Source organism: Cupriavidus sp. GW823-FHT07B10, assembly GCF_058794355.1.
Map to the genome: position 1 here is coordinate 35157 of NZ_JBXAGS010000009.1, position 14791 is coordinate 49947.

General features: G+C 67.5%; 13 protein-coding genes. 5 read left to right on the plus strand and 8 right to left on the minus strand.

Annotation, left to right across the window (positions count from 1 at the left end):
* The first annotated feature begins 71 nt into the window (after positions 1-71).
* Complete coding sequence (ispD, locus tag AC1Q6V_RS19480) at positions 72-884, plus strand: 2-C-methyl-D-erythritol 4-phosphate cytidylyltransferase (protein ID WP_010810114.1); 813 nt, start codon at positions 72-74, stop codon at positions 882-884.
* A gap of 4 nt (positions 885-888) precedes the next feature.
* Positions 889-1398 (plus strand): 2-C-methyl-D-erythritol 2,4-cyclodiphosphate synthase, encoded by a 510-nt coding sequence (gene ispF / locus AC1Q6V_RS19485; RefSeq protein WP_010810113.1) that lies wholly within the window; start codon positions 889-891, stop codon positions 1396-1398.
* Here the strand turns inward: ispF and AC1Q6V_RS19490 are convergent, their stop codons facing one another.
* The 6 genes from AC1Q6V_RS19490 to ompR all read right to left on the minus strand — a co-directional run bounded on the left by AC1Q6V_RS19490 (position 1399) and on the right by ompR (position 7265).
* Positions 1399-1974 (minus strand): GNAT family N-acetyltransferase, encoded by a 576-nt coding sequence (locus AC1Q6V_RS19490; RefSeq protein WP_010810112.1) that lies wholly within the window; start codon positions 1972-1974, stop codon positions 1399-1401.
* Positions 1975-2157: 183 nt separating this feature from the next.
* Positions 2158-2679: a carboxymuconolactone decarboxylase family protein gene (locus tag AC1Q6V_RS19495; RefSeq protein WP_010810111.1), complete on the minus strand. Its 522-nt coding sequence runs from the start codon at positions 2677-2679 to the stop codon at positions 2158-2160.
* A gap of 108 nt (positions 2680-2787) precedes the next feature.
* The gene (locus AC1Q6V_RS19500) at positions 2788-3336 is read right to left on the minus strand and encodes a peroxiredoxin (RefSeq protein WP_010810110.1); all 549 of its coding nucleotides are present in this window, start codon (positions 3334-3336) and stop codon (positions 2788-2790) included.
* A 295-nt stretch (positions 3337-3631) separates the two neighbouring features.
* Positions 3632-4933, minus strand: coding sequence for an MFS transporter (locus AC1Q6V_RS19505; RefSeq protein WP_454750816.1), 1302 nt, complete (start codon positions 4931-4933; stop codon positions 3632-3634).
* Between the two features lie 235 nt (positions 4934-5168).
* Positions 5169-6518, minus strand: a complete 1350-nt coding sequence (locus tag AC1Q6V_RS19510; protein WP_011615097.1) for an ATP-binding protein — start codon at positions 6516-6518, stop codon at positions 5169-5171.
* A 24-nt stretch (positions 6519-6542) separates the two neighbouring features.
* The gene (gene ompR, locus AC1Q6V_RS19515) at positions 6543-7265 is read right to left on the minus strand and encodes an osmolarity response regulator transcription factor OmpR (protein WP_010810107.1); all 723 of its coding nucleotides are present in this window, start codon (positions 7263-7265) and stop codon (positions 6543-6545) included.
* 316 nt (positions 7266-7581) lie between these two features.
* On the opposite strand from ompR, the gene AC1Q6V_RS19520 reads away from it, so the two are divergent.
* Positions 7582-7929, plus strand: coding sequence for a hypothetical protein (locus tag AC1Q6V_RS19520; protein ID WP_010810106.1), 348 nt, complete (start codon positions 7582-7584; stop codon positions 7927-7929).
* Positions 7930-7975: 46 nt separating this feature from the next.
* On the opposite strand, the gene AC1Q6V_RS19525 is transcribed toward AC1Q6V_RS19520, so the two are convergent.
* Both AC1Q6V_RS19525 and hpnD read right to left on the minus strand, forming a co-directional pair.
* Positions 7976-9238, minus strand: coding sequence for a Zn-dependent hydrolase (locus AC1Q6V_RS19525; protein ID WP_010810105.1), 1263 nt, complete (start codon positions 9236-9238; stop codon positions 7976-7978).
* A gap of 43 nt (positions 9239-9281) precedes the next feature.
* Positions 9282-10118, minus strand: a complete 837-nt coding sequence (gene hpnD / locus AC1Q6V_RS19530) for a presqualene diphosphate synthase HpnD (protein ID WP_454750817.1) — start codon at positions 10116-10118, stop codon at positions 9282-9284.
* Positions 10119-10445: 327 nt separating this feature from the next.
* On the opposite strand from hpnD, the gene AC1Q6V_RS19535 reads away from it, so the two are divergent.
* Both AC1Q6V_RS19535 and AC1Q6V_RS19540 read left to right on the plus strand, forming a co-directional pair.
* Positions 10446-11660: an efflux RND transporter periplasmic adaptor subunit gene (locus tag AC1Q6V_RS19535; protein ID WP_037023310.1), complete on the plus strand. Its 1215-nt coding sequence runs from the start codon at positions 10446-10448 to the stop codon at positions 11658-11660.
* Positions 11661-11664: 4 nt separating this feature from the next.
* On the plus strand, positions 11665-14778 hold the full coding sequence (locus tag AC1Q6V_RS19540) for an efflux RND transporter permease subunit (protein ID WP_454750818.1): 3114 nt from the start codon (positions 11665-11667) through the stop codon (positions 14776-14778).
* Positions 14779-14791: the final 13 nt, after the last annotated feature.

Below are 14791 nucleotides of genomic sequence, written 5' to 3' on the forward strand. Positions count from 1 at the left end.
CGTGGCGCCTGCCGGGCACGCGTCAATGCGGAATGGCGCGGCATGGCGACGGGCAAGGGCCGTATTATAGAATGCGCACCGGTTGTCCCGCTGGCCATGCCGGCCAGCAGGCGCCCGCGCCTCTTTCACTCAACGCCGATCCTGTGCCCGCTCGCCGCTTTGCCCTGATTCCCTGTGCCGGTACCGGCAGCCGCGCCGGCGGCGCCGTTCCCAAGCAATACCAGACCGTGGCCGGCCGGCCGATGATCTGGTACGCGCTGGCGGCGTTCTCGGCGTGCGACGCCATCAACGCCACCGCGCTGGTGCTGGCGCCCGACGACATGCCGCTGGAATCGCGCTTCGGCGCGGCCGCCTTTGCCGGGCTGCGCTTCGATACCGCCTTTGTCGGCGGCGAGACCCGCCATGCCTCGGTGCTGGCCGGGCTGCACCACCTGGCGCAGCTGGGCGCGACCGACAGCGACTGGGTGCTGGTGCACGATGCCGCGCGCCCGGGCCTGACCCCGGCAATGATCCATGCGCTGGTGCGCGCGGTGGAAAGCGACGGCGACGACGACCCGGACGCCGCCATCGGCGGCATCCTGGCGGTGCCGGTGCCCGACACGCTCAAGCGCGCCCAGGACGACGCCCGTATCGGCGCCACGGTGCCGCGCGAGGGCCTGTGGCAGGCGCAGACGCCGCAGATGTTCCGCCTGGGCGTGCTGCGCCAGGCGCTGCAGGACGCCATGGCGGCCGGCGCGGTGGTGACCGACGAGGCCAGCGCGATCGAGCGTCTGGGGCTGCATCCGCGGCTGGTCAACGGCTCGCTGCGCAATTTCAAGGTGACCTACCCGGAGGACTTCGCACTGGCCGAAGTGCTGCTGGGCAACGATGGCAAAGGAGCCTGACCGCATGATGCCTTTCGATATCCGGGTGGGACAGGGCTATGACGTCCACGCGCTGGTGCCCGGCCGCAAGCTGATCCTGGGCGGGGTCGAGATTCCGCACGACCGCGGCCTGCTGGGCCATTCCGATGCGGATGCGCTGCTGCACGCGGTCACCGACGCGCTCTTCGGCGCGGCCGCGCTGGGCGATATCGGCCGCCATTTCCCCGACACCGACGCGCAGTTCGCCGGCGCCGACAGCCGCGTGCTGCTGCGCGAGGCCGCGCGCCGCGTGCGCGAGGCGGGCTATGAAATCGGCAATGTCGATGCCACCGTGATCGCGCAGGCGCCCAAGCTGGCGCCGCATATCGGGGCGATGGTGGCGAACCTGGCGGAGGACCTGGGGATTGCGCGCGGGCGTTGCAACGTCAAGGCCAAGACCAACGAGAAGCTGGGCTTCGAAGGGCGCCAGGAGGGCATCGTGGCGCAGGCCGCGGTGCTGCTCTGGCGCGCCTCGGTGGGCGACGCGCAGGACTGATCAGGGGCGCGCCGCGTCTGGCGCCGTGGCGTTTTCCGGCGGGATGGCGTAGGTATAGTCGATCAGGCGGGCCATTGCGCCGGTGCGCGCACCGGCTTCGGTGCGCTTGGTGAAGCCCATCTGCTGGCACAGCCGGATGGCCGATGCCATTTCCGGCATGGTGCGCACCACCAGCGTTGACGCGCCGATATCGCGCGCGCGCTGGATGCAGATCTGCATCAGCGTGCGGCCCAGGCCCAGGCCGCGCGCCTGCGGGCTGACCGACAGCAGCCGGGCTTCCGGCTGGGTCAGGGTGATGGTGCTGCCGTCCAGTGCCGGCAGCGTGGCGCCCGGATGGCAGAACAGCACGGCGCCCATGATGCCGTGATCGGTCTCCGCCACCCACCATTCCATATCCGGATGGCTGGTCGCCAGCACTGCCTGCATGCCGCGCTGGAACGACGCGCGGCAGTCTTCCATGATGGCCAGCTCATATTGCCCGTAGGCTTGTTGCGTGACGGCGGCGATGTCGCCCCAGTCATGCACCGCCGCGAGGCGGTAGTGGAAACGGGGGGAAGTCGGCGAAGGCAGGGTCATGGCAGCCTGAAAGTGCGTGTCCTGCCTGGATTGTAGGCCGATCGCCGCACCTGTGCAGCCCTGGCGCGGGGCGGTTGCAGGATGGGAACAGCCGGCAACTCCTGATGGGAAGCTGCCGGCTGCTGTGCTACGGCGCCCGTGGCAGGGCGCCGCGGAGGGCGCGGGGGCGCGCTGTGGCGGGGCTTATTGCGCGGCGATCACGTTGGCGGCGGCCACGATCACGGCGGCAATGCGGCCGACATCGCGCAGTTGCTGCGCGGTCATGCCCTGTTCATTCTTCAGCAGCTGGTAGTGCGACTTCACGCAGAAGTGGCACTTGCCCACGATCGAGGCGGCCAGTGCGTACATCTCGAAACGGCGCTTGTCCACGCCGCCATGGGTGGCATAGGCGTTCATGCGCAGGCCGGCCGGCTGGCTGGCCAGGTCGGGATCGTCGGCCATTTCGACGTACGGGTACCAGGTGTTGTTCATGCCCATCAGCGCGGCCGCGGTCAGCGCGCCGTTGGTTTCCTCGGGCGACAGCACGCCGGCGTTGCGGATGGCATCCACCAGCACCTTGCTCTGCGCCGCAAATGCCGCCGCCAGTGCCACACCGACCGCATCGTTGCCTTCCAGCGAAGAGCGCGCGATGGTGCCGTCCACGTTCAGGCGGATGTCCTTGGCGTAATCGGGGATGAGATTCTTAATCGTGCTGAGGAATTCCATTTATTTCTCCTATCGATAGGGGCCCAAAAAACCCGCGCAAGCGGGTTTTGATGCGGAGGGCAGCGCCCTCCGCGAATCGCCAAGGTGTGTCTGGCGACTGATAGCAAATTACAGCGTGGCGCCACCAACGGCACGGTTGCACGGGCACAGCTCGTCCGTTTGCAAACCGTCCAGGATACGCAGGACTTCTTCCGGGTTGCGGCCCACGTTCAGGTTGTTCACCGACACATGCTGGATCACGTTGTCCGGGTCGACGATGAAGGTCGCGCGCAGGGCAACGCCGGCAGCGTGGTCACGCACGCCCAGCTGGTCGATCAGCGAACCGGTCACGTCGGCGAACTGCCACTGGTTCAGCTTGTTCAGGTCCTTGTGTTCGCGGCGCCATGCCAGCTTGACGAATTCGTTGTCGGTCGAGCCGCCCAGCACGATCGCGTCGCGGTCGGCGAAGTCGCCGTTCAGCTTGGCGAAGGCAACGATTTCGGTCGGGCAGACGAAGGTGAAGTCCTTCGGGTAGAAGTAGATGATCTTCCACTTGCCTTCGAACGACTTTTCGGTGATGTCTTCGAAAGCCGACTGGCCGTTCTCTTCGTGATTGTTGAAACCCGGCTTGACACCGACGACGTGGAAGGCTTCGAGCTTGTCACCAACGGTCTTCATAGACTATCTCCTGATACGGTTGCAATGAGAGCGGTGCTGCTGCCGCGCGGCTGGCGTGGGCCGGCTACGCGGCTTACCGCGACAAAACGTGATTATGCGTCATCACCAGGTGCCGGGCTAATTGATATTCTCAAAGAGCCCGATAGGCAAGCCATGTGACGCCTGGAGCGAATCCCGGCATGGGAAGCCGCGGCATCAGCCAGGCGGCTTCGATACGGAAGGGCAAGTATGCCATGCGCGCTGGGCCCGCTTATGGCAAGTTGGTGACGATTGCGGCGAGTTCAACCCGCCGTGTTCAGGCCGGACGCATGACGGGCTCCACTCGTTGCGCCCGGAAGATCACCAGCGTGGCAACCAGTCCGCACAGCGCGGCGAACATCAGCCACAGCCCCGGCGCCGCCTTGTTGCCGGTGGCGTGGATCAGCCAGGTCGAGATTGCCGGGGTGAAGCCGCCGAACAGCGCGGTGGCCAGGCTGTAGGCCAGCGAGAAGCCGGTGGTGCGCACCGCGGGCGGCATGATCTCGGTCAGCGCCACCACCATGGCGCCGTTATAACTGCCGTACAGGAACGACAGCCACAGCTCCACCATCAGCAGCCGCGAGAACGACGGCTCGGCCACCAGCCATGACACGGCGGGGTACGCGGTCAGCAGCGTTGCCACGGTGAAGAACACCAGCAGTGGCTTGCGTCCGATGCGGTCCGACAGCGCGCCCATCAGCGGCAGCCAGATGAAGTTGGACAGGCCCACGCACATGGTGACGATCAGGTTGTCGGTGTCGTCCAGCTTCAGCACGGTCTTGCCGAAGGTCGGCGTGTATGCGGTGATCATGTAGAACGACACCGTGGTCATCACCACCATCATGCAGCCGGCCAGGATGATGCGCCAGTTGTCCAGCATCGAGCGGTAGATCTCGTCGATGGCGGGGCGGTGCTTGCGCGCCTTGAAGGCCTCGGTCTCTTCCAGCGAACGGCGGATCAGGAACAGGAACGGCACGATCAGGCAGCCCACCAGGAAGGGAATGCGCCAGCCCCATTCATCCATTTGCGCCGGAGCCAGCGTGGCGTGCAGGATCACGCCCAGCAGGCCGGCGAAGATCACCGCCACCTGCTGGCTGCCCGATTGCCACGCGACATAGAAGCCCTTGCGGCCAGGCCTGGCGATTTCCGACAGGTAGACCGAGACGCCGCCCAGCTCAACACCCGCGGAGAAGCCCTGCAGCAGGCGCCCGGCCAATACCAGCAGCGGCGCGGCCACGCCAATGGTGGCGTAGCCCGGCACGCAGGCAATCGGCAACGTGCCCATGGCCATCAGCGCCAGCGTCATGATCAGGCCCTTGCGGCGGCCATGGCGGTCGATGTAGGCGCCCAGCACGATCGCACCCAGCGGCCGCATCAGGAAACCCGCGCCAAAGGTGGCGAGCGAAAGCATCAGCGAGGCGAACTCGTTGCCGCTGGGAAAGAAGGTCCTGGCGATGGCGGCCGCGTAGAAGCCGTACACCATGAAGTCATACATTTCCAGGAAGTTGCCGCTGACGACGCGGAACACGGTGCGGAACCCGTGCTGCCCGGCGGGGGTAGCTGCGGAGGTATCTGACATGGCTGTCTCTCAGGCACCGCCGGCGGTCCCGGCGGCATGATGGTTCGGAGAAGTCAGCCAGGCGTGCGCGGGTCACGCCGTGTGGGAAGGATTTCGCCGCGCGCCTGATGACGGGCGCCAGTGTGCGCCGCGACCCTGTCATTGCCCTGACGAATGCCTTTCAGAAGGCTATCAAATGCTGTCGAAAACCTGTCAATGCGCCGCGGATGGCGCTCAGGCCGCGCTCAGCTGACGCTCAGGCGCGCCGGAAGCAGGCGCTGACCACCAGCCCCGTGGCCGGGGCGGGGCGGTTGGCCAGCAGCAGCCGGCCGCCGTTGCGCTGCATGATGCGGTTGACGATGGACATGCCCAGCCCGGCGCCCTTGGCCTCGCTGCGCGCGGCGTCGAGCCGGTAGAAGGGCCGCGTCAGCAGCGACAGCTGGCCGTCGGGCACGCCGTTGCCGTGGTCGGCCACGGTCAGCACGGCTTCCTTGTCGTCCACGCGCGTCGAGATCTCGACCACGGCCATGCCGCTTTGCTCGTCCTTGGCATAGCGGCGCGCGTTCTCGACCAGGTTGTCCAGGATGCGCTGCACTTCCATCCGGTTGGCCACGGCCATCACCGGCTCATTGGCGCGCACGTGCACGCGCACGTCGTCGTGCGCGGCGTAGACGCCCACGGCATCATGCACCAGCGCCGACAGGTCAACCGGTTCCACGGTTTCCAGCGGCGGGCGCGCGTAGTTGAGGAACTGTCCGATGATGGCGTCCATCTGCTCGATGTCGGCGATCATGGCGTCGCGCGTGGGGGTGTCCATCGGCGACATCTCGGTTTCCAGGCGCAGGCGCGTCAGCGGCGTGCGCAGGTCGTGCGAGATGCCGGCCAGCATCACCACGCGGTCGTCGTCGAGCTGGCGCAGGTCGCGCACCATCTGGTTGAAGCTGTGGTTGGCCAGCGCCACCTCACTGGCGCCGTGCTCTGGCAGCGGCGGCGGGTCGCCGCCGGCGCCGATCGCGCGGGCGGCGTTGGCCAGCCGCTTGAGCGGGTAGTTGACGCGCGCGGTGATAAAGGCCGCGCCGATGATCGACAGCAGCAGCGCGGCAATACTCCACCACAGCCACTGGATGCCGGGCACGCGCTCGAAGCGCTCGGGGCTGATCGCCACCCAGTAGTCGTCGCCCTCGATCTCGAAGCTGACCCACACGCCGGGAATGTCGTTGACGGTGGTGGCCAGCACCGTGTCCTCGCCCAGGCGGCTGCGGATCTCCTGCTGCACCAGGGTGGTCAGGAACGGGTTGGCGGTGGGCGCGGCGAAGTCGTCGTCCTTCTCGCGCGGATAGACCTTGATGCCTTCGTTCTGCACCAGGTCGAGCAGCAGGAAGCGCCGCCGCGCGGGGTCGGAATAGAGCAGCGCGGCGCGCGTGAGCTTGACCACGCTGACCACCTGCATGGCGATCTGCTGCGCGCGCGGGGCGCGTTCGAACAGCCGGTAGCTCTGGAACCAGATGCCCAGCGAAATCGCCAGCAGCAGGGCGATAAGCATGAAGGTTCGCCAGAACAGCGAACCAAAGAACCGCGTTGCGGTTCTGCCGATAACGGTCGCCACGATGGGAACAGCGGCCGTAATCGGTTACTTCACGCCATCGGGGATGAAGACGTAGCCCAGGCCCCACACCGTCTGGATAAAACGGGGGTTGCTCGGGTCCGGCTCGATCAGCTTGCGCAGGCGCGAGATCTGCACGTCCAGGCTGCGGTCGAAGACTTCATATTCACGGCCGCGCGCCATTTCCATCAGCTTCTCGCGCGACAGCGGCTGGCGCGGATGGCGGGCGAACACCTTGAGGACCGAGAACTCGCCGGTGGTCAGCGTGATTTCCTCGTCGTTCTTGGTCAGCGTGCGCGTGGCCAGGTTCAGCACGAAGTCGCCGAAGGCGAAGGTCTCGGGCGTTTCCGACGGGGCGCCGGGCACTTCGGCCGGGCCCTTGCGGCGCAGCACCGCGTGGATGCGCGCAATCAGTTCGCGCGGGTTGAAGGGTTTGGGCAGGTAGTCGTCGGCGCCCATCTCCAGGCCGACGATGCGGTCCACGTCCTCGCCCTTGGCGGTGAGCATGATGATCGGGGTCTGGTCATTGGCCCCGCGCAGCCGGCGGCAGATCGACAGGCCGTCTTCACCCGGCATCATCAGGTCCAGCACCAGCAGGTCGAAACGCTCGCGCAGCCAGAGCTTGTTCATCGCGGTGGCGTTTTCCGCCACCAGCACGGTGAAACCCTGTTCGCCCAGATAGCGGCGCAGCAAATCGCGCAGACGCGGGTCATCGTCGACGACAAGAATCTTGTGGCTGGTATTTTCCATGGCGGTATCTTAGCGACTATCGCTTTCGCTCAAAATGGCTTAACAAAACGTTACATACTTTACCCCGTGGTATGGCAGTGTGCACCAATCGTGCGATTACACTGCGCAATCCGTCTTTTTGGGCGCCATGCGCGGCAGATTTCCACGCATTTGCACCAGACGAGCCACTGCCTCGCCCAGCCTGCCTCGCCCGCGCTGGCGCGATGCTTGCAGAGGGTGCGGCGCCGGACGGGGTACCGGAATTCCCGGCTTCAGGGCAGTCCGTCCAGTCTGTCCAAAGACTGCTTTTTCCCGAAGCCAAAGATCGCCATTATCAATGAAAGTGAACCGAACCCGGCACGGGCATCCGCAGCATGGTATCGCCGGCGCCTGCCTTGCGCTGGCGCTGGCCGTGCTGGCGCTGTGCATTCCGGCCGGGACGGTGCAGGCGCAATCGGCCGGCATGGCCAACCTGCTCAAGCGCCACCCGTCGACCCAGGCCAGCGATCCCGGCAACAGCCAGCGCGAGGCGCGGGCCCGTGCCGAGCGCCATCGCGCCGAGCAGCGCGACGCCGAGCGCCGGCGCGGTGACGAACGCGGCGGCTCGCGCCTGTCGCCGGACGAGCGCCGCAAGCTGCGCAAGAACCTTTACGACTTCGGGCGCGATATCTACCAGGGCGGCTGATCCGTTCTTATCGTGCCGCGCCCTCCATGGTACGCCACTGTGGCGCTTAGCCGCGCGGCTGGAAGTGCCGCAGGAAATCCACGAAGACCTCCGCCGCCAGCTGGGCATCCTCCGCCGTGATGGTTTCCAGCGGGTTGTGGCTGATGCCGCCGTTGCCGCAACGCACGAACAGCATGGCCACGTCGGTGATGCGCTGCATCATCATGGCGTCGTGGCCGGCGCCGGAGGGCAGCTCGAAGGCCTGCAGCCCGCGCTTCTTCAGCACCGCCCCGAACTGGTCCATCAGCCAGCGCGCGCACGGCGCGTTGTTGACCGGCGGCACGCGCTCCACCTGGGCGGCCAGCCCGCGCCGTTCCGCGATCTGGCCGATGCCGGCCACGATGTCGGCGATGGCGGCCTCGCGGATGCCATCCTCGCCGGCGCGAATATCCATCGAGAAGGTGCAGGCCGCCGGGATGACATTGCTCGACCCGTTGGGCACCTGCAGCTGACCCACCGTGCCGACCAGCGTCGGCGCCGCCGTGCAGCGCTGCTCCACCAGCAGGATCATCTCCGCCGCGCCCGCGGCGGCGTCGCGGCGCATGCCCATCGGCGTGGTGCCGGCGTGGCTGGCCAGGCCTTCGACCCGCACCGCAAAGCGGCTGCTGCCCGCGATCTGGGTGACCACGCCCAGCGGCAGGCCGTGGTGCAGCAGCACCGGGCCCTGCTCGATATGCACTTCGACAAAGCCCAGCAGCGACGCCGGATCGACCGCGGCGGCGCGCAGGGCCTGCAGATCGCCCGCGCCGGGCAGGTCCGATGCCGCCAGCGCCTCGCGCAGCGTGATGCCGTCCGCGTCCTGGCGCTCCAGCAGGGTGGGATCGAAGCGGCCCGCCAACACGCTGCTGGCCAGGAAGCTGGTCTTGAAGCGCAGGCCTTCCTCTTCGGCGAACCCCACCACTTCAAAGTGATAGGGCAGGCGGATGCCGGCCTGGTTGAGCGCGCCGACCACGGCGATCGGCAGCACGATGCCAAGCCGTCCGTCATAGCGCCCGCCATTGCGCACGGTGTCGAAGTGCGAGCCGGTCATCAGCACGCGCGCGTCGGGCACGGCCGGGTCGGCCGCATAGCGGCCGATGACGTTGCCGATGGCGTCGATCCGCACCTGCATGCCGGCCGCCTCCATCCACTGCGCAAGCCGGGCCTGCGCGGCGCGGTGGGCCGGGGTCAGGTAGGCGCAGGTGAGGCCGCCTTCCATGTCGGAGAAACTGGCGAGCTGGTCGGCGTGGGCAAGGATGGTGTCGCCGAGGGAGGCGGATGTCTGCGTCATGGCGGTACGGCTTGGCGGGTCGGACAGAAAAGAGAGCAGGACGCTAGCTGTTGCGCACCCAGGTCTTCCAGGCAATCCACAGCTTGCGCAGCGGGGTCAGCGCGATGCGCTGGTTCAGCACCTGGAACTGGCTGGCTTCCAGTTCGTCGAGCAGCGCGTGGTAGATCGCGCCCATCAGCAGGCCGGCACGCTGGGCGCGGCGGTCCTGCTTCGGCAGCAGCGCCAGTGCCTCATGGTACAGCGCGCGGGCACGGCCGGCGTGGTACTGCATCAGCGCGACAAAGCGCTCGGAATGCTGACCCTTCAGGATCTCGGATGCAGGCACCTGGAACTGCTGCAGGGTATTGACCGGCAGGTAGATGCGCCCGCGCCGGGCGTCCTCGCCGACGTCGCGCAGGATATTGACCAGTTGCAGCGACTGGCCAAGCTTCTCGGCAAACACCAGCGTCCGCGGGTCGGTATAGCCGAACAGCCGCGCGCTGAGCGTGCCGACCACGCCGGCCACGCAATGGCAGTAGCGGGCCAGCCCGGGCTCGTCCAGGTAGCGGGTCTGGGTCAGGTCCATTTCCATGCCTTCCAGCACTTCGGACATCTCGCCCTGGGGCAGGCCGGCGCTGCGCACATGCGGCTGCAGGGCCTTGGTGGTCGGGTGGGTCGGCTCGCCCTCGAACAGGCGGCGCAGTTCGGCGCGCCACCAGTTCAGCTGCTGGTGGGCCAGGCCTGCGTCATGGCTGTCGTCGACCACGTCGTCGACTTCGCGGCACCAGGCGTACAGCGCGGTGATGGCGCGGCGGCGCTCGGCCGGCAGGAACAGGAAGCTGTAATAGAAGCTCGAGCCGCTCTGGGCGACTTTCTCTTGGCAATACTGATCGGGCGTCACGCCGGTCTCGGGTCGAAGATTTGGGGGGAAGCGCCAGCGGCGCGGCGGATTGTAGCATCGCGCCGGGCAGGGTATGGTCGCGCATGCCGAAGCCTGTCGGCGCAGTTCACCAGCCCGGAACGGCAACTGAGTCTTCATTCCAGCGGTTTCGTCGCCTGCCGTTTGACGCACCCGGGGGTCGTCGTTATATTACTGACCGGAAAGTTATTTATTGCCGATGCCGGCTGCGCGCGGCCATTCCGCGCGCCCCGACGACTTCCCGGGCGCAGGGGATTTGCGGTCACCGGCCAGTCTTGTCAGTTGTTCCGTCCGACTCGTTGCCTACCGATGCCAGTGCTTTGCCAAGTGCCGGAAGTTGCGGCTGCAGATTCTCCTGTTGTTACGATGCCGCCGCGCCACCTCGGTCGAGGCGTGACCGTAGCCGCACTTTTGATGGCCAGCCTGCTGGCCCTGACCGGCTGCGGCAAGAAGGCCGAGCCGGCGCCGGAGGTGCGCCCGGTGCGCCTGATGCAGCTGAGCCCGCACAACGGCAAGACCGCCTTCGAGTTCTCCGGCGACGTGCGCCCGCGCGTGGAGTCGCGGCTGGGCTTCCGCGTCGGGGGCAAGATCGCCGCCAGGCTGGTGGATGTGGGCGCGGTGGTCAGCAAGGGCCAGCCGCTGGCGCGCCTGGATCCCACCGACCTGTCGCTGGCCGAGGCCGGCTCGCGCGCCCAGTTCGAGGCCGCGAAGACTGACCGTGACCTGGCCGCCGCCGACCTGAAGCGCTACAACGACCTGTTCGCCAAGGGCTTCATCAGCGCTGCCGAGCAGCACCGGCGCCAGGCCAACTATGACGCCGCCGAATCGCGGCTGCGCCAGGCCCAGGCCGGGCTGCGCAGCCAGTCCAACCAGACCGGCTACTCGGTCCTGCATGCCGATGCCGACGGCGTGGTCACGGCGATCGATGCCGAGGTGGGCCAGGTGGTGACGCCCGGCCAGCCGGTGGTGCGCGTGGCGCAGACGGCAGAGAAGGAAGTCGCGATCGGCCTGCCCGAAGACCAGGTCGACCTGCTGCGCGGCATTACCGACGTGACCATCCATACCTGGGCCGAGCCGCAGCGCACGCTGCCTGGCCGCGTGCGCGAGATTGCCGCGGCGGCCGACCCGGTCACCCGCACCTATGCCACCCGCGTGACGGTGCCGAACCCGCCCGCCGACCTCAAGCTCGGCATGACCGCGGTGGTGACCTTCATGCGCAGCGGCGCCACCGCGGCCATCCGGGTGCCGCTGACCGCGCTGCTGCAGGAGCAGGGCCGCAACCAGGTCTGGATCTATGACGCCGCCGCCGGCACGGTCAAGCCGGTGCCGGTGACGCTGGGCGAGGCCATCGGCAACGAGGTGGAGGTGCGCCAGGGCCTGGCCCCGGGCCAGACCATCGTCACCGCCGGGGTGCACCTGTTGCGCGCGGGCCAGAAGGTGCGCCCGCTGCAGACGGTTGCGCCTGCGGGAGGGCCTGCATCGGCCCCGGCATCGGCACCGGCCGCCACCCCGAAGCAGGGGTGAGCGGATGGATCATTCCCGCTTCAACCTGTCGCGCTGGGCACTCGAGCACCAGCCGCTGACCCGCTACCTGCTGGTGGTGCTGCTGCTTGGCGGCATGCTGGCATTCTTCCAGCTGGGCCAGGACGAGGATCCGCCCTTTACCTTCCGCGTGATGGTGGTGCAGGCCTTCTGGCCCGGCGCCACCGCCGAGCAGATCGCCGTCCAGGTGACCGACAAGATCGAGCGCCAGCTGCAGGAAGTGCCCTATGCGGACAAGATCCGCAGCTTCTCCAAGCCGGGCGAGACCACGGTGATCTTCCAGCTCAAGGACACCTCGCCGGCAAAGGAGACCGCGCAGGTCTGGTACACCGCGCGCAAGAAGATCGGCGATATCCAGCAGACGCTGCCCGCGGGCGTGCGCGGGCCGTTCTTCAATGATGAGTTTGGCGACGTGTACGGCACCATCTACGCGCTCTCGGCCGACGGCTTCAACTACAAGGAGCTGCGCGAGTACGCCGACCTGGTGCGCCAGGAACTGCTGCGCGTGCCGTCGGTGGCCAAGGTGTCGCTGATCGGCCTGCAGGACGAGAAGGTCTTCATCGAGTTCAACCAGGCGCGCTTCGCCCAGCTGGGGCTGGATATCAACGCCATCGCCGACCAGATCTCGCAGCAGAACAACCTGACCGGCAGCGGCGTGCTGGTCACCCCGACCGACAACCTGCAGGTGCGCCTGTCCGGCCAGTTCGCCAGCGTGGAGGACCTGGAGAACCTGGTGCTGCGCGGGCCCAACGGCATCGCCAATATCCGCCTGGGCGACATCGCGCACGTCTACCGCGGCTATGTCGACCCGACCCAGACGCGCATGCGCTTCAACGGCAAGGACGTGATCGGGCTGGGCATTTCGATGCAGAAGGGCGGCGACATCATCGAACTGGGCAAGAACCTGCGCGCCGCGTTCGACCGGCTGCGCACGCAGTTGCCGGTGGGAATCGAGATGGACCAGGTGCAGGACCAGCCGAAGGCGGTCCAGCGTTCGGTGGGCGAGTTCGTGCACGTGCTGATCGAGGCGGTGGTGATCGTGCTGGCGGTCAGTTTCGTCTCGCTGGGGCTGCACACCAAACCGCTGCGGCTGGACGCGCGCCCGGGCCTGGTGGTGGCGCTGACGATCCCGCTGGTGCTGGCGGTGACCTTCCTGTTCATGAATATCTTCGGCATCGGGCTGCACAAGATATCGCTCGGCGCGCTGATCGTGGCGCTTGGGCTGCTGGTGGACGACGCCATCATTGCGGTCGAGATGATGGTGCGCAAGCTGGAAGAGGGCTTTTCCAAGATGGAGGCGGCCACCTTCGCCTATACCTCCACCGCGATGCCGATGCTGACCGGCACGCTGATCACCGCGGCCGGCTTCCTGCCGGTGGGCCTGGCGCGCTCGACGGTGGGCGAATACACCTTCGCGATCTTTGCGGTGACGGCGCTGGCGCTGGTGCTGTCGTGGCTGGCCGCGGTCTATTTCACGCCCTACCTGGGCTACCTGCTGCTCAAGACCCGCGGCCCCGGCGCGGGCGAGGCCCACGAGGTCTTCGACACGCCGTTCTATGCGCGCTTCCGCCGGCTGGTGGACTGGTGCGTGAGCTGGCGCAAGGTGGTGATCGCGATCACGCTGGTGGCCTTCGGGCTGGGCATCTACGCCTTCAAGTTTGTCGAGAAGCAGTTCTTCCCGGACTCCAGCCGCCCCGAGCTGATGGTGGAGCTGTGGATGCCCGAGGGCACCAGCTTTGCCCAGATGGAAACCGAGGCCAAGCGCTTCGAGCAGCTGGTCGGCAAGGACAAGGAAGTCGAGAGCCTGACCACCTTCGTCGGCACCGGCGCGCCGCGCTTCTACCTGCCGCTGGACCAGATCTTCCCGCAGACCAATGTGGCGCAGGTGATCGTGATGCCGGTCAGCACCGAGGTGCGCGATGCGCTGCGCCGCCGCATCATCAAGCTGATGGATGCCGAATTCCCGTACCTGCGAGGCCGCGTCAAGCTGTTGCCCAACGGGCCTCCGGTGGCCTATCCTGTGCAGTTCCGCGTGATCGGGCCGGACGCAGCCGGGGTACGCCAGCTGGCCGACCAGGTCAAGGCCGAGATGCGCGCCAACCCCAATACCGTCGGGGTCAACGACAACTGGAATGAGAACGTCAAGATGCTGCGCCTGGAGATCGACCAGGACAAGGCGCGCGCACTGGGCGTGACCACCAATGCCATCGCCCGCGTCACGCAGACCGTGCTCACCGGCGTGCCGGTGGGCCAGTACCGCGACGGCGACAAGCTGATCGACATCCTGATGCGCACCCCGCGCAATGAGCGCGATGCGATCTCGGACCTGAACAACATGCTGGTGCCGACCAACACCGGGCGCATGGTGCCGCTGACGCAGGTGGCGCGCGTGACGCTGCGCTCGGAACCGGGCGTGGTGTGGCGCGAGAACCGCGACTTCGGCGTGACCGTGCAGGCCGATGTGGTCGACGGCATCCAGGGCCCGACAGTGACCGCGCAGATCAACCCGAAGCTGGACCAGCTGCGCGCGCAGCTGCCGCCGGGCTACCGCATCACCGTGGCCGGCGCGGAGGAAGAGAGCGGCAAGGCGGGCGCCTCCATCGCGGCGCAGTTGCCGCTGTGCATCTTCATCATCTTCACGCTGCTGATGCTGCAGCTGCACAGCTTCTCGCGCGCGACCATGGTGTTCCTGACCGGCCCGCTGGGCCTGATCGGCGCCGCCGCCACGCTGTTGCTGCTGCGCGCGCCGATGGGGTTTGTGGCGCAGCTGGGCATCACCGCGCTGCTGGGCATGATCATCCGCAACTCGGTGATCCTGGTCGACCAGATCGAGCAGGACATCAGCGCCGGCGTGCCGCAGTGGACCGCCATCGTCGAGGCCGCGGTGCGCCGCTTCCGCCCGATCATCCTGACCGCCGCCGCGGCGGTGCTGGCGATGATCCCGCTGTCGCGCTCGATGTTCTGGGGGCCGATGGCGGTGGCGATCATGGGCGGGCTGATCATTGCCACGGTGCTGACGCTGCTGTTCCTGCCGGCGCTGTATGCGGCGTGGTTCCGCGTCAAGCGGCCGGAGAACGGGGTGTCGGCGCTGGCGAGTTGAGGCGCGGCGCGGT